The sequence below is a fragment of the Pseudoalteromonas sp. TAB23 genome (assembly GCF_000498075.1).
Classification (GTDB): Bacteria; Pseudomonadota; Gammaproteobacteria; order Enterobacterales; family Alteromonadaceae; genus Pseudoalteromonas; species Pseudoalteromonas arctica.
Map to the genome: position 1 here is coordinate 23,128 of NZ_AUTP01000324.1, position 16,334 is coordinate 39,461.

At 39.2% G+C, this 16,334-nt stretch carries 11 protein-coding genes and 1 pseudogene; 9 read left to right on the forward strand and 3 right to left on the reverse strand.

Annotated features, from left to right (window positions below; translation table 11 throughout):
- Window positions 1-633 precede the first annotated feature (633 nt).
- The 4 genes from prfC (at window position 634) to L654_RS0121250 (ending at window position 6,111) form a co-directional block, all read left to right on the forward strand.
- Complete coding sequence (gene prfC / locus L654_RS0121235) at window positions 634-2,223, forward strand: peptide chain release factor 3 (RefSeq protein WP_007581628.1); 1,590 nt, start codon at window positions 634-636, stop codon at window positions 2,221-2,223.
- Between the two features lie 59 nt (window positions 2,224-2,282).
- Window positions 2,283-4,025 carry an arginine--tRNA ligase gene (gene argS / locus L654_RS0121240; RefSeq protein ID WP_024608992.1) on the forward strand — a complete coding sequence of 581 codons (1,743 nt, stop codon included), beginning with the start codon at window positions 2,283-2,285 and terminating at the stop codon, window positions 4,023-4,025.
- A gap of 658 nt (window positions 4,026-4,683) precedes the next feature.
- Window positions 4,684-5,322 carry a pyridoxamine 5'-phosphate oxidase gene (pdxH, locus tag L654_RS0121245; RefSeq protein ID WP_010553172.1) on the forward strand — a complete coding sequence of 213 codons (639 nt, stop codon included), beginning with the start codon at window positions 4,684-4,686 and terminating at the stop codon, window positions 5,320-5,322.
- 21 nt (window positions 5,323-5,343) lie between these two features.
- Complete coding sequence (locus L654_RS0121250; protein ID WP_024608993.1) at window positions 5,344-6,111, forward strand: TatD family hydrolase; 768 nt, start codon at window positions 5,344-5,346, stop codon at window positions 6,109-6,111.
- Here L654_RS0121250 and L654_RS0121255 read toward each other — a convergent pair.
- Window positions 6,078-6,698, reverse strand: coding sequence for an AhpA/YtjB family protein (locus L654_RS0121255; protein WP_024608994.1), 621 nt, complete (start codon window positions 6,696-6,698; stop codon window positions 6,078-6,080). The two genes, L654_RS0121250 and L654_RS0121255, sit on opposite strands and share 34 nt — an antisense overlap.
- 152 nt (window positions 6,699-6,850) lie before the next feature.
- On the opposite strand from L654_RS0121255, the gene serB reads away from it, so the two are divergent.
- Window positions 6,851-7,882 (forward strand): phosphoserine phosphatase SerB, encoded by a 1,032-nt coding sequence (gene serB, locus L654_RS0121260; protein WP_024608995.1) that lies wholly within the window; start codon window positions 6,851-6,853, stop codon window positions 7,880-7,882.
- A gap of 20 nt (window positions 7,883-7,902) precedes the next feature.
- Here the strand turns inward: serB and L654_RS0121265 are convergent, their stop codons facing one another.
- Entirely contained in the window at window positions 7,903-10,380 is a 2,478-nt protein-coding gene (locus L654_RS0121265) for a PilZ domain-containing protein (protein ID WP_024608996.1), read from the reverse strand.
- A gap of 362 nt (window positions 10,381-10,742) precedes the next feature.
- Here L654_RS0121265 and radA point away from each other — a divergent pair, with 362 nt between their 5' ends.
- Together radA and L654_RS0121275 are read left to right on the forward strand one after the other, a co-directional pair.
- The gene (gene radA / locus L654_RS0121270) at window positions 10,743-12,128 is read left to right on the forward strand and encodes a DNA repair protein RadA (RefSeq protein ID WP_024608997.1); all 1,386 of its coding nucleotides are present in this window, start codon (window positions 10,743-10,745) and stop codon (window positions 12,126-12,128) included.
- A 75-nt stretch (window positions 12,129-12,203) separates the two neighbouring features.
- Window positions 12,204-13,136 carry a hypothetical protein gene (locus L654_RS0121275; protein WP_024608998.1) on the forward strand — a complete coding sequence of 311 codons (933 nt, stop codon included), beginning with the start codon at window positions 12,204-12,206 and terminating at the stop codon, window positions 13,134-13,136.
- A gap of 62 nt (window positions 13,137-13,198) precedes the next feature.
- Here L654_RS0121275 and argE read toward each other — a convergent pair.
- A pseudogene (gene argE, locus L654_RS01000000126565) lies at window positions 13,199-14,326 on the reverse strand (acetylornithine deacetylase).
- 224 nt (window positions 14,327-14,550) lie between these two features.
- On the opposite strand from argE, the gene argC reads away from it, so the two are divergent.
- Window positions 14,551-15,561 (forward strand): N-acetyl-gamma-glutamyl-phosphate reductase, encoded by a 1,011-nt coding sequence (gene argC, locus L654_RS0121285; protein WP_024608999.1) that lies wholly within the window; start codon window positions 14,551-14,553, stop codon window positions 15,559-15,561.
- A complete protein-coding gene (gene argB / locus L654_RS0121290; RefSeq protein WP_007581651.1) occupies window positions 15,562-16,329 on the forward strand; it encodes an acetylglutamate kinase in 768 nt (255 codons plus the stop codon).
- Window positions 16,330-16,334 lie beyond the last annotated feature (5 nt).

The following is a 16,334-nucleotide window of genomic DNA, read 5'->3' on the forward strand; positions in this document are numbered from 1 at the left end:
TTTTAAAGTCATTTTTTTAAAGATAAATGCTATCACTTAAAATTGAATTTTCTAATTTACTCTTAGTTATAAATATCAGTGGGTTAACGCAGGGCTGTTAGCCGGGCCACTAGGTTAATATTCTCAAGCAAGGCTTAAAAATTCTAATGGTGTGCAGAGGCTTGGTGTATTGTGTGCTGATTCTATTTATTTGGCTTATTACTGATTTTTTTGTACCTCATTTGCAGTTAGGCTTCCCAAAATCCATATTAATAAAAAAGATCAGCTAATAACCAACCATTGATTGTTTATAAGGCCAAGATCAGCGAAAATAGTATCCAATTACGATTAACATAACGGATCGCATGTGAGGGGCCAATTTAGGGCTTTTCTGATGGTGTGTTGAGCTTTCGAGGTTGCTCTATACCAATTTTATTAAAACAAGATCGTTCTAGCGTATTAAATAACTCACTAACTACGTTAAAAATTATTCATAGAGAATAACTCTATGTGATAATTTCGCCTTGTTATTGCGCTATTTTATTATCGCTATAATAGAACGCTAATTTAATGCAATTGGTATTATTTAAGCCTTGAAAGCTCAGCATACTTAAAGTGGATAATATCCGTATACAAACTAAAAGAACTTTTTTAATGGCAGATCAAAATCTCCTTAGCGAAATTAATAAACGACGAACCTTTGCTATCATCTCTCACCCAGATGCTGGTAAAACAACCATTACCGAAAAAGTATTGTTATTCGGACAAGCTATTCAACGAGCCGGCACTGTAAAAGGCCGTGGCTCTAACCAGCATGCAAAGTCTGACTGGATGGAAATGGAAAAAGAGCGTGGTATATCTGTTACTACCTCTGTAATGCAGTTTCCATATAACAACGCACTTGTTAATTTACTTGATACTCCAGGACATGAAGATTTCTCGGAAGATACTTACCGCACATTAACTGCGGTAGATTCGTGTTTAATGGTTATTGATGCGGCAAAGGGTGTAGAAGATCGTACCCGTAAGCTAATGGAAGTTACACGCCTGCGTACAACGCCAATTGTTACGTTTATGAATAAATGTGACCGTGAAATTCGCGACCCAATGGAAGTGCTTGACGAAGTTGAAACAGAGCTAAATATTGCCTGTGCACCCATTACTTGGCCAATTGGCTGTGGTAAAGAGTTCAAAGGTGTTTATCACATTCATAATGACGAAGCTGTTTTATACAAAACAGGTCAGGGTCATAAAATTCAAGAAGTTCGTACCATTAAAGGTCTTGATAACCCAGAACTTGATATTGCCATTGGTGAAGATTTAGCTGCGCAATTACGCGATGAGCTTGAGCTTGTTATTGGCGCATCAAACGAATTTGATTTAGATCTGTTTTTAGCCGGTGAGCTTTCGCCAGTTTATTACGGTACCGCACTTGGTAACTTTGGTGTTGACCACGTTTTAGATGGTTTAACTAAATGGGCACCAACGCCACTGCCTCGTGAAACCGAAGACAGACTTATTGTTGCAACTGAAGAAAACTTTACTGGTTTTGTATTTAAAATTCAGGCCAACATGGACCCTAAACACCGTGACCGTATTGCATTTATGCGTATTGTATCGGGTAAGTACAGCCAAGGCATGAAAATGAATCACGTGCGAATTGGCAAGCAAGTGAGCATTTCTGATGCGGTAACCTTTATGGCGGGCGATCGTGAGCGCGCAGCTGACGCTTACGCGGGCGATATTATTGGTTTGCATAACCACGGTACCATTCAAATTGGTGATACGTTCACACAAGGCGAAAAACTTAAATTTAGCGGTATCCCTAACTTTGCGCCTGAATTATTCCGCCGTATTCGTCTTCGCGATCCGCTTAAGCAAAAGCAATTATTAAAAGGCTTAGTACAGCTTTCTGAAGAAGGTGCTGTGCAAGTATTTAGACCGCTTATAAACAACGATTTAATTGTGGGCGCGGTAGGTGTACTTCAGTTTGATGTAGTTGTAGCGCGCTTAAAAGCCGAATATAACGTAGATGCTATTTACGAAGGTGTAAACGTAAATACAGCGCGTTGGGTAAGCAGCGACGATGTGAAAAAGTTTGAAGACTTTAAGCGCAAGTGCGAAAGTAATTTAGCACTCGATGGTGGCGATAACTTAACTTACATTGCGCCGAGCCGTGTAAATCTTAATTTATCAGTAGAGCGTTACCCAGAAGTGACATTTAACCACACTCGCGAAAACTAGAATCGACTGACTACAGTTAACTGAAAGCCTGCTTTGGCGGGCTTACAAAGGTAAAAAATATGAATATTCGTACTATTTTAATCGAAAAAGCCATTGCCGCTATGGCGGGCGCAGGCTTACCTGAAGATACAAACCCAGCAGTAACACAAAGCACACGTCCACAATTTGGTGATTACCAAATTAATGCAGCAATGGGCGCGGCTAAAAAAATGAAAAGCAACCCACGTGAGCTTGCGCAAAAAATTATAGATAATCTTGATGTAAGCGATATTGCTCAAAAGACTGAAATTGCTGGCCCAGGTTTTATTAATATTCATTTAAAGCCTGAGTTTTTAGCTCAAAGCGTTAAAGCAGCTAACAGTGATGCAAAGCTTGCTGTAAACGAGCATGCTAACCCGCAAAAAGTGGTTGTTGACTATTCATCACCAAACCTTGCTAAAGAAATGCACGTAGGCCATTTACGTTCAACCATTATTGGTGACTCAATTGTGCGTGCGCTTGAATTTAGAGGCGATACGGTTGTACGTCAAAATCACATGGGTGATTGGGGCACGCAATTTGGTATGTTAATCGCGCATTTAGAAGATCAAATTAGCCAAGGTGTAGATTTAGATTCTGTAGCGCTTGCTGATTTAGAAACCTTTTACCGCGATGCTAAAAAACGCTTTGACGACGAAGAAGGCTTTGCTGATAAAGCACGTAATTACGTTGTTAAATTACAAGGCGGCGATGCGCACTGTGAAAAACTTTGGAAACTGTTTATAGCTACCTCAGTTAAGCATTCTGAAGAAGTATACAAGCGTTTAAATGTAACACTTACTCAAGCCGATATTATGGCTGAAAGCGCATACAACGCAGAACTTAACGATATTATTAGCCTACTTAAAGATAAAAATATTGCAGTAGAGTCGCAAGGCGCGCAAGTTGTGTTTTTAGATGAACTTGCCAACAAAGATGGCGAACCATCTGCGTTTATCGTACAAAAATCTGGCGGTGGCTTTTTATATGCAACAACAGATTTAGCGGCATGTGATTATCGTTCAAATAAATTAGGTGCTGATCGTATCTTAATTTTTGTAGATGCACGTCAAAACCTACATTTTAATCAAGTAGAGCTTACAGCGCGTAAAGCAGGTTTATTACGAGACGAAACAAGTTACGAGTTTTGCCCGTTTGGCACCATGATGGGCGCCGATAACAAACCATTTAAAACACGTACTGGCGGCACAGTAAAACTTGCTGATTTACTAGAAGAGTCAATTAACCGTGCAGCCGCAAAACTAGCTGAACGTGAATCGGATTTAAGTGATAGCGATCGCAGCGAAATTGCACGTAAAGTAGGTATTGGCGCAGTTAAATACGCCGACCTTTCTAAGCATCGTACCAGCGATTACATTTTTAACTGGGACAGCATGCTAAGCTTTGAAGGCGCAACCGCTCCTTATTTACAATATGCTTATACGCGTATACGCAGTATTTTCCGCAAATCAGGCGTTGATGCTGCTACGTTAAATTCAGACGTTGCAATTGTTGAGCCTCAAGAAAAAGCACTTGCACTTAAGCTACTACAGCTTGAAGAAGTACTTGATTTAATGATCAGCGAAGCAACACCGCACGTACTATGTGGTTACTTATATGAGCTAGCAAGCTTATACATGACATTTTACGAAGCCTGCCCAGTACTTAAAGAGGGCGTAGAGCCAAGCGTGCGCGATAGCCGTTTAGTGTTGTGTAATTTGGTTTCTAAAACTCTTGAAACGGGATTAGATTTGCTAGGCATTGAAGTTATGGAGCAAATGTAATCACCGTCGTATTTTAACCTAATACTGCGTTATCCAATCCGACTTACCCTAATCACATACAAACCGTATGCTCATAGGGATAAGTCAGGTTGGACGCCTTGTCTTAGGCTAAACTACTTAGGTGAACCGTCTGCTGCGTGTAGTTCGCTTTGACTGCGTTGTCGTGCTTTTTTAGCCTAAGTCACATACTAAATGTATGCTCCTTGGCATAAAAAAGCACTCCGTCTTGTCAGCACTTCTACACTTGCAGATATCTGAGTTGTGTAGTTCGTTTTAGCTGCGTTAAGAAGTTTATTTAGCCTAAGTCACATACAAACCGTATGCTCCTTGGCATAAATAAACTTCTTGCCTTGCTAGCACTCCTACACTTACAGATACCTGAGTTGTGTAGTTTACGTTGTAGGTTGGGTTGAGTGAAACGAAACCCAACGATACGCCTGAGACTCTATGTTTATTGCTATCGAATGCACCTGAGGCTTTGTGTTTATTGCTATAGATACACCTGAGACTCTATGTTTATTGCTATCGAATGCACCTGAGGCTCTGTGTTATTGCTATCGCATGCACCTGAATCTTAATATTTGTTACTACTCAACATCCATTGTTTTAAGCTCGCTACTCTAAGCTCTTTTCTAAGGCTTTATTTAAAGGACTTGTTATGAAACTCGAAGATATCCGCCGTGAATACCTGCAAGACGCGTTAAGCGAAGATAACTTGCAAGATGATCCGTTTAAGCAGTTTGAAACATGGCTTGAGCATGCAGTGGCAAGCCAGTTACCCGACCCAACTGCGATGGTTGTAGCAACTGTTGATGAAACCGGTCAACCTTCACAGCGTATAGTGCTTTTAAAGCATCTGGATGATAACGGTTTTGTATTTTTTACCAATACAGGTTCGCGTAAAGCGCAAGAGCTTAAAGGTAATAATAAAATTTCCTTGCACTTTCCGTGGCACCACATGGAACGCCAAGTTATTGTATATGGCGAGGCTAAACCATTACCTACCTCTGCCGTGGCAAAGTACTTTTTATCTCGTCCTAAAGAAAGTCAATTAGCAGCATGGGCGTCAGCGCAAAGTCGTCCGGTGTCATCACGTAAAGTACTCATGGAAACCTTCGCCAACATGAAAAATAAGTTTGCTAAAGGTGAAATTCCACTCCCTGATTTTTGGGGCGGATATTGTGTAGTGCCCACTAAAATTGAGTTTTGGCAAGGTGGGGCGCATCGTTTGCATGATCGCTTTATATATCAGCGCCAAGCAGATAACAGCTGGCAAATTACACGCTTAAACCCTTAATTAAAAGATGAGTAAGTAACCGTGCAATTTATTGACTCTCATTGCCACCTCGACTTTAGCGAGTTTGATTCGAATCGTGAATCGCTCATAAACGAGTGTGTAGCAAAGGGAGTTAATCAGTTTGTTGTGCCGGGTATTACGCTTGCTCAATCGCATACTCTCATAAAACTCAAAGCAACTTACCCAAGTATAAAAATAGCCGCAGGGCTACATCCTTACTTTTTAGAGCAACATAACGAATCGCACATAGAAGCGTTATTTGAATTCGCGACTGCAAATAAGCATCAGTTGGTAGCTATTGGGGAGTGCGGGCTTGATCGAAGTATTGAAAACCTTCCTAAACAAACTTATTTATTTGAGCAGCAAATAGGGCTTTCTAATGAGCTTAACTTACCGCTCATTGTGCATCATAGGCAAAGCCATGATTTAATTGCGCAATCGTTTAAGCGGTGTAAGCCAAAAAACGGGGGAGTGATTCATGCCTTTTCGGGCTCACTTCAACAAGCGCAGTACTATATTAAGCAGGGTTTTAAGCTTGGCATAGGCGGCGTTATTACCTATGATCGCGCAGTTAAAACACGCGCTGTTATTGCTGCTATTGAGCCAGAGCACTTAGTGCTTGAAACCGACTCACCTTCAATGCCGTTAAGCGGCCATCAAGGTGAAGTTAACACGCCACTGCATATACCTGATGTATTTAACGCGTTATGTGATTTAAAGCCACATAGTGAAAGAGGGACGCTTGCAAAGCAGCTTTACGATTCTTGTTCAGATGTTTTTTGCATATAGCGATTTACCTGCCAACGTTTTAATCCACGCCCTAACTGCCACGTAAAAATACATGCAATCACTAGCATTAATAGCACCTGCCGACCTAAGTCATGAAAATGATTATGGCTGTCGGATATTGCGGCGCGAGTTAAATAAGTAACGGACACAAAGCCTATAGGACGGTCATCATCGCTTATCACGGGTTCCATAAAAGGTGTTTTTAGTTTACTAATACCCGGTGTAGAATCAGGGAGTTGTCCATAAATATGATGTGACTGCCAATTGTCACTGCTAGCAATTAAAATGCCTTGTTGATCATAAATAGTCGCAGAAAGTACAAATTCATCTTTACTTATATCGTTACAAATGGCGTTGAGCTGTGGTTTGTTTTTTTCAATAAGCGGTGTTTTAACATTTAAAGCCATAAACTGAGTGAGGCTTTTTGCCGTGCTATCTGCACTATCATAAAGTAACTGATGACTCTGAAAACTACTATTAACACCTACCCAGCTTAGTAATACAAAACAGCCAGCCGCAAGTATTAAGCGAACAAGTCGCTTTCTTTGAGAAGCGGATATAGGGTTTTTAATATGGTTATTTTTCATAGTCACCGTTTATGCTGCTGACAGCATTTTGATTTGATGTTACAACTACACTAACTATAACCTTAAACCCCACCTGATGGCGAATTTAGTGTTGAGAATACCAGTTATGATATGCCAATTATCAGGAAAATAAAAATAAACACGGAGATCCCATGTCGCAAATCAACATGGCACAGCAAGCTGCTGAGCAACCATTACAACACTTAACTTTAAATAAATGGTTTAGCTATAGTGGTGGTGTATTTACACCTCTCAATTATATACCAAACAAAGCATTAGGGTTATTTAGCATCGCATTTGCGGGTGATTTTGAAGAAAAACACATTGTTAGCATTATTGATTTTTTAGCTACGCATAACCAAACCGTCACTGCTATATGCCAATATCAACCAGATTTAGGGTTAGCTCCAGCACTGTGTTTTTACGTGCAAAATGCTGCAGAGCAAGCTATAAACCCGTTAGTGCTACAAGAGTTTTCAAACACTCTAGATTGTCAATTAGTGCAAGTTGCTACTGCGCCTAATTTATATGAGCCTGGTTTATTGGTTATGGATATGGATTCAACTGCAATAACTATTGAGTGCATAGACGAAATAGCACGCCTTGCGGATGTTTACGACGAAGTTGCCTCAGTAACCGCACTTGCAATGGCGGGTAAACTTGATTTTAGCGAGAGTTTAAATCAGCGCGTAGCTAAACTGGCTGGTATTGAAAAAAGCTTAATTGAAGAGCTAAAAAGTGCATTGCCACTCATGCCGGGTATTAAAGTGCTGTGTCAAATTCTAAAACAGCATGACTGGTATTTAGCAATTGCATCAGGTGGTTTTGTACCGTTTGCAGAGCGCGTTCAAGAGCTTATTAATTTAGATGAAGTGCACGCTAATGTACTCGAATTTAAAGACGATAAACTAACAGGTAAAGTACTGGGTACAATTGTAGATGCACAACAAAAAGCAATTATTCTAGAGTCGTTACAACATAAACTAGGGCTTGAGAAGTCGCAAACAGTTGCTATTGGCGATGGCGCAAACGATTTAATCATGATGGCAAAAGCTGGCCTAGGTGTAGCAGTGCATGGCAAACCTAAAGTAGTTGAGCAAGCACAAGCGGCTATTTGTGAAGGGTCATTATTACAATTGTTGTATATGTTGGCCATTCCGTTAGATAAAGAGCCCGCTCTTTAAAGTTGTTTAAGTTAAACCGCTTAGCGTAAGCGGTTTAACCAAATTAGTTTACGGCGGCCCATTTGTTCAACTTGCTCTTTTTTAAGCTCTAAATGGCTTAGAGCTTCTTCAGTTATATCTACTACGTCCCCCACGCCTGCAACAGCCCATAATGCTTCTTCTAAATCTTTTGCTTTATGCATTGCATATTGGCTTACGTATTTAAGCTCGTTTGATAGATAGTCAGTATCGGGGCGACCTGTGCGCGAAATATACAAACGCATCACAAATATAAGTTGTGATGTAATGCCTTTACTAATTTGTTTATAAAAGCTTGAGTAGTCTTCACCTAGGGCGCATTGGCTAACAATAGCCTCTTCAATTTTGCCCTTACGAGGGTCGAAATTAATAGCGAGTGTAAAAGCAAGCGGTGCATCTTGGCGACTGCGATCTTTAATATTAGGCGTTATTACATTAATAATTTGCTCTTCGGTAAGAATACTCGAAAAGTCAGTTTTGTTACCTAATAAGCCAAAGTTTTGCAAAATAACATGCATAGGACTGGCGTATAAGCCATAACCAATTGCACCTGTTTTAAAGTGTGCAGCTTCTTTGTGTAAATACAGCGGAAATTGGCATACACTTTTTGTAACCATATTTCTAAGCGCGGTAGATAAGCCTTCTACTTTAGCGGCTTCTTCAGATACTTTAAGTTTGTCTTTATTACCTTCTATCAACTGAGTAAAAAAGGTTACGCCAGCATGGGGTAAATCAGCAACACGATTCGCTTTTAGGTTAATAGTAGTGAATGACTTACTAATGGCCATTATTTCGTACTTTAGTTCGCTAAGTTTATGCTTTTTAGTTATTTTTTGAAGCTCAGGAAATGTTAAAAGTACTATATCGCCTTTTTTAAATGTGACTGGTTGCTCGCACTCTAATTGCAAACCCATTACAGAAAAGTCACGTGTATAACCGTTAAATACTTCATCATTAATAGTGACGCTAACCGGTGTTTTATAAAGGTAGCGCTTATGCGAGCGTAAATTTACGTATTCAAGTGGCACAATATCTAAATAAGGTGGCGTTTTATGTTTTGCGTGGCCAAAATGTTTAAGCTGATTTACTAACGCTTTATCAAAAGTAAGTTGTTTATAATCTGCTTGCTCTGTTTTATTGCCAATACTTGTAAGTACAACAATATATTTAACGTCTTTTATAAGGCCTTTAACTCGAGGGGAAGGCGGCTTGTTGAGTTTTTCAATATTAGCGCCAGCACTATTAGGTAATGAAAGCGGTATAAAAGAATCATCTGGATGACTTGGCATTATTTGTATTTTAAAGCACTGCCAACTTTCTTTTTGGCTACCAAAACCTAAAAATAGATCACGTAATTTAGGGTTATTATTTAGTTCAGTTCGTGTCGCAGAGTAATAGTAAATTTTACCCGATGATATATGTGTAAATGTATAGAGGTAATCTTCTTTGACCGCGGTAATTTGGGTTAGTAATTGTGTAATGCGCTGATGATTGAGTATATTGTACAAACACGGTGTTTTTCTTTCATCGGTAAAATAGCGCTGGATAAAAATATTATTTTCAGTAGTAAGGCTAAGGCTTGGGTAATACTGTTCATCTTTTTTGCTTAAAAATACATATAAAGACGTTACACGAGGGATGTAGTATTGCTCATACCCCTTTGATACTACAGCATCGAGCGTGTTATCTAAATTTACTTTATAACGACGTTTATTACCGTGAATAAAGCTTTCTAAAAAGTCATTAAAGGCATCGTTATTTTCGATATAAGTGCGTTTTAAGCGAATGTGGTTGTATTCACGAGAGATATTTTCAACGGCAACAACTTCGTATTGAATACCGTTTTTTAGGCCAAGTTCAAAGTCTTGTTCAAGGCCTACCAAGCGCATTGCTATTAGTTCACCTTTTTTTATAGAGTAGCGCGTTGCAAGCTTAACTTTACAACCGCTTAAAGATATATCTGAGGTGCTAGCAGCAATGTTCTTTTTATCTTTGTAATCAATAGTTACTTTTATTGAGTAATTCATCCGTTCTTCACGGCGGCTCTCGTAAGAGGCAAACTTAATGACTTCAGTGCTTAAGTTACTTTCTGATTCTTGTAGTTCTGATTTTTCGGCGGCTTGTTTTTGTAATACGCGGTGGTTATTTTCTGTATTCATTACGGCTTCGTAAACGGCTAGAGTATATTCTCCATGCTGTTTGAGTGCTTTTTCAAACACTTCAATGGCTGTGTCATCCATAAAGTGTTGTTTACCGTTATGCTCATACGGTTTTACTTGGCCCGTCACTAATCCACGAAGATCAACAAAACGTGCTACTGGCTGAGATAAACGTGACATTTCCATTTTCATCAAAAATTGCTCAGGTTTGGTTAACCCAGCGGTTTTTGATTTGAAAATTAGGTCAAATTTAGCATTGCCTAAATATGTTTTTAACTCATTCACGAGGTCTTCGTGTTTGAGCATTATGTCATCAGCCATTTATAAAACCATCACCGTCTAATTGAAAAAGTAGGTATACTGTTAAGTCCATTTATTAGAAGTTCAATAAACGTTAAATCGCGCTATGTTATTAATATAGGTACAATTATTTTAGTTACTACTGTTTAGCTCTTGTTATTATGTGTTATATGCCATTTTGTTGGCAAGTTACTTTAAACTATTTCGAAGCAAAAAGTATGCCCTAAATTATAGCTAAAAAGAAACACCATATGTATTTAATGATTGTGACGCTAGATTTTTACGCAGGCAAGAGTTTGTTGCTAAGTAAATGCTTGAAGTGGCAAAATAAGTTATTAACAGTAAATGTTTTTAAAATTAGAGAATCGTAGATAAGGTTATAAATGACTAAAGCGGCAAAAATAGAGTTTGTGTGTACAGAATGTGGCATGAACTACCCACGTTGGCAGGGTCAATGCCGCTGCGGTGCGTGGAACACATTAGCAGAATTTAAACCTTCAGCAGGGCAGAGTAAAAAAACGTCAGTTCGAGCAAATGTAGGCGGTTATGCTGGCGGTGGTGGTGGCGGCTCTAAAAAAATTAATGATATTGCTACGTCAGAGGCAGAAAAACAGCTGACAGAAATTGGCGAGCTCGATCGTGTGCTAAGCGGTGGTGTAACTACCGGCTCTGTTAATATAATTTCGGGTGATCCAGGTGCTGGTAAAACAACCTTGCTATCTGACTTAGTGGCGAGAATGTCACAACGTATGCCGTCACTTTACTGTACGGCCGAGGAGTCATTATCGCAGTTTAAAAACAGGGTAAATCGTTTAAAGTTAAACTATAACCCTGACGAGCTTTATTTACTTTCAGAAACCAGTGTTGAAACCATCATTGAAGAGCTCGAGAAAAATAAAATTAAGTTTGCTGTTATTGACTCTATTCAAGCGGTTGTAACCGAAACGGCAAATGGTAGCCCAGGTTCGCCTTCGCAAGTAAAAAGTGCCGCCCAAGCATTGACTCAATACTGTAAGCAAAATGATGTAACCATGTTCATTATTGCTCATGTAAATAAAAATAACGAAATAGCAGGTCCTCAAACACTTGTACATATTGTCGATGCGCTTTTACACATAGACACCAACGATGGGCAAATTAGAACCCTTAGGGCAAATAAAAACCGCTTTGGTGATATTGATACTGTTGGTATTTTTAAAATGTGCGAACGCGGTATGTTGAGTGTTGATAACCCAAGTGAAATTTTCTTGTCGGGTTCAACCACTGACTCGCCAGGCTCTACAATTACCTGTATTCGTAAAGGCAATCGTAATTTATTGCTGGAAATTCAGTGTTTAACTACCGAAACCGAGGCGGAATTTCCGCAGCGTGTTTGCGTTGGTTTAAACATGAACCGCATAAAAATGCTGACTGGCATATTACGAAAACACACTAAAACCAAAATATTCCACGATACGTTTTTTAATATTGTGGGTGGCCTAAGAATAGATGAAACAGAAACTTGTATTGATTTAGCATTAGTAACCGCGTTACTTAGCAGCTTAAACGAATTTGTTGTGCCTCGTACCACGTGTATTATGGGTGAGCTTAGCTTAAATGGCGATGTACGCCCAATTGACAGTGGCGTACCACGTGTTAAAGAAGCGGCACAACATGGTTTTACAGAAATATATATTCCATTTCGTAATTACCATAAGTCGATGGAAGGGCTGGGCGCTAAAATTACCCCAGTTAAAACAGTACATGAGTTGCTTAGTTTAATTAATTAATACTTACGGGTGTTAATGTGTAATGTTACTCTTAATAAAACTCGGTTTACACAAAGAATAGAATAAGGAAATAACATGAAAAAGTTAGTAATAGTTGCAGCGATTGTAGCTGCGGGCGTTGGTGGCGTGAGCTATGCAAATTATGTAGCTACACAAGAAGTGCGTGCAGAAGTAGATAAGCAACTTGCTCTAGTAAGCGAGCAAACTGGCGCTACATTTAAATACGCTGGTTTATCGGCAAGTGTTATTTCAAAAAGCGTAGAAATAACAAACATGGAAGTAATAAGCCCAGAGGGCGACAATGTTGCTAATATTCAAAGCATTGAAATAACCGGTTACGAGCCAGATAAAATATCACCGCATACATCATTTGATGTAAAAAGCTTTCAGTTTGATAAAGATTTTGTTTCAAAATTACCTGCTGATACAAACGAAATGCTCGCGTCGGCAAGTTACGACTTACATTCATCACTTGATTACGATGAAGAGTCTGGCAATAGTGATGTAGTCGTTAAGCTTGATGCAAAAGACATTGTTAGTTTTAATATGGATATGGGCTTGGCTAATTCAAAAGCATTAATGGATGCTTCATTAGCGATTAGTAAAGCGCAGCAAGAAGCGGGTAACCAGCCACTTACTTATGAGCAAGAGTTACAGCAGCAAACACTTGTTATGCAAGCAATGAGTAAGTTAGAGCCGCGCAATGTTAGCTTTGCCTTAAATAACCAGGGTAAATTAAAAGACTTACTATCAAGCGAGCTTGAAAAGCAAGGCATGACGCTAGAGCAAATGGAAATGATGTTAGAGCAGCAGTTACAACAAGCTCCTGTAACTGAAAATATTGCAGAGGCTTTAACTAGCTTTGCTAAAGGTTTAAATTCATTCAGTGTGTCAGCAAAGCTACCTGAAGGTAAAACTATGATGGAAATTAACCAACAAGTTATGATGCTAGTAGGGCAACCTGAAGAGCTAGTTAAGTTTATTAACTTAGAAGTTAAAGGTGATTAGGCCTTAGTTTTGTATTAATAAAGGCGCCAATTGGCGCCTTTATTATTTTGTGTTGTTAGCAGTTAGTAACTCTGATTGCTAAAGCAGTTTGCTTTTATGATATTGGTGATTATTTGTTGTGATGGTTTTATTTTTTCCATCGCTAAAAACTCATCAGGCTGATGCGCTTGGTTAATTGAGCCTGGGCCCATTACGATTGTTTCACAACCGAGTTGCTGGATAAACGGCGCTTCAGTGCAATAATTTACTGCGACCGCTTTTTGCCCCGCTATTTTTTCAGCCATTTTAACTAAAGCACTGTCGGTGCTACCACTAAACGCCGGGATTGGTTCATGTAAATCAATAACGCTCACCGCATTTGGGTATTGCTGATTTATCTCTTTTGTTGCATCAAGCACTAATGCTTGTAGTTCTTGTACACTTAAACCTGGTAATGGGCGCATATCTATATGCATTTCACAGCAACCACAAATTCTATTCGCATTATCGCCACCATGAATGTTACCTAAGTTTAATGTTGGATAAGGAATTTCAAAGTGATTTATTGAATACTTATGCTTTAATTGCTCTTTTAAGATCATCAATTTTGTAATCACTTTATGCATTACTTCAATGGCGTTAAGGCCACGTTCGGGATCTGAGCTATGCCCAGAGCGACCAACCACTCTTATTGCTGTACTCATATGGCCCTTGTGCATAAATACTGGCGTCATATCAGTAGGTTCGCCAATTATACAGCGTGCAGGTTTTAAATTAGGGTGCTTACATATTTGCTGTGCACCTGCCANATAGTTGTTTCTTCATCGGCAGTGGCGAGTATTAAAATCGGTTGAGTTTGCTGCTTTTCATCAAGTTCACTAATTGCTTGTAATACAAAAGCAAAAAAACCTTTCATATCAATGCTTCCTAGCCCGTACAATTTATTGTCGAGTTCAGTAAGTTTAAACGGATTGTGGTTCCAGCGGCTGTCATCNCCCGCCATCACCTTTTCCACGCTTTGCTAATAAATTAAAGCGGCCTTTACCTCCTTCTAATTCAATAATTTCACACGTAAAACCGAGTGTTTCGCACCACCTCGCAAGGAGTTCAATTACGTTTTTATTGCTCATACACAAGCTGTCTTCAATTGCACTAATAGAAGGGGCTGCAATCAATTGTTGATACATAGAAATAAACGAAGGCAAAGGCATAAAAAAATCCAAAATTATTATTCAATTTAATTGCATAACAATATAAAAGTATTTATGATGAATATCAATTCACTTTTTAAGCATAAATATATTAAAGTAAAGCTATGGAAATAATGCGACGATAATCTACAAATTCATTAAATTAAGTCTTAATTTAGCGTCTTAGCTAGTTTAAGCGAACAACATATATATTTAGCAGTAAATTTTAAAATAACGAGTAATCAATGAATGTAGTTATTATTGGCGCAAGCGGTTATAGCGGCGCAGAGTTAGCAAGCTTAGTTGCTAATCATCCAAACCTTACCTTAACAGGCTGTTATGTATCTGAGGGTAGCTTAGATAAAAATAAATTACTAAGTGATTTATACCCAGAGCACCTTGGCTTACTAGATTGTCCTTTACTTCCTCTTAGTGCATCAGCTTTTGATGACATTCAAAGTGATGCTGACTATGTGTGTTTATGTACCGATCACAAAGTAAGTGTTGATTTAGCGCCTCAATTTTTAGCTATGGGTAAAAAAGTATTTGATTTATCTGGTGGCTATCGCCTAGCAAATAATGATGATTACGTTACTTACTATGGTTTTGAGCATCAACACCCAGAGCTTTTAAATGAAGCGGCTTACGGTTTAGCAGAGTGGAACCATGATGCTATCGCTAACGCAAAGCTAATTGCTGTTGCAGGCTGTTACCCAACAGCGGCGCTCAATGCACTTAAACCGCTTAAACAAGCAGGCTTATTGAGCAGCGAAAGTATTATTATTAATGCCGTTTCGGGTGTTACGGGTGCCGGGCGTAAAGCGAGTGTAGGAACACATTTTTGTGAGGTATCGCTTGCACCTTATGGTTTGTTTAACCATCGCCACGGTCCTGAAATTGAACAACACCTTGGCCACAAAGTATTATTTACACCGCATCTAGGTAGCTTTCCGCGCGGTATTTTAGAAACTATTTATGTACAACTTAAGCCTGGCGTTACCAAGGAAAACGTTGCATCTGCTTATCAAGTGCTTGCTAACGAACCATTAATTCGTTTGTTAGGCGATAAAATACCTTCAATTAAAGGTGTTGCTAAGCAACCATTTGTTGATATTGGCTGGCAGCAACAAGGCACGCAGTTAATTGTAATGTCTGCCATTGATAACTTATTAAAAGGCGCTGCTGGACAAGCTTTGCAGTGTATTAATATTTCTATGAATTTAGATCACACTACGGGCTTAAAAGGAGCGTTTTAAATGAGTAAAAAAACGTGGGTTATTAAACTCGGTGGTGCAGTACTTAATACAGAAAATGCAGCAAAAGCGTTATTTGACGTGCTAAGCGAGCAAAAAAATGATGAGTTTGTCATTGTTCATGGCGGTGGTTCTTTAGTAGATACATGGCTAAAGCAAGCGGGTTTTGCTAGTGCTAAACACCAAGGTTTACGTATTAGTCCAGCAGAGCAAATGCCTTATATAGTGGGTGCGCTTGCAGGTTGCGCTAATAAACAATTAATGACTCAAGCTATAAGCGCAGGGCATAAGCCTGTCGGCTTAAGTCTTTTTGAGGCGGGTGTGACTGCAACCCAAAAATTAAAAGCGCTTTGCTTAGTGGGTAAATGCACAAGTAACGACGATTCTATCATCAATGATTTACTTAGAATTTCTCGTTTACCAATTGTTAGCTCTATCGGCTTTGATGAACAAGGCTTGTGGTACAACGTAAATGCAGATGAAGCTGCAGCGGCTATTGCCAGTAATTTAAATGCAGAACTAATTTTTATGACGGATGTAGAAGCGGTACTTGACGCAAATAAACAACCGTTACATCAACTTGACACAAAACACATTGATACTTTAATTACAGATGGAGTAATTGTGGGCGGGATGGAGGTCAAAGTTAAGACCAGCCTTCACGCTGCCCAACATTTACGACGCGGTGTGTATATTTCCAGCTGGCAAAAGCCAGGAAATTTAACTGCTCTGCTGCAAGGCGAGCATGTCGGAACAAAGATTACACCATAGGTTTA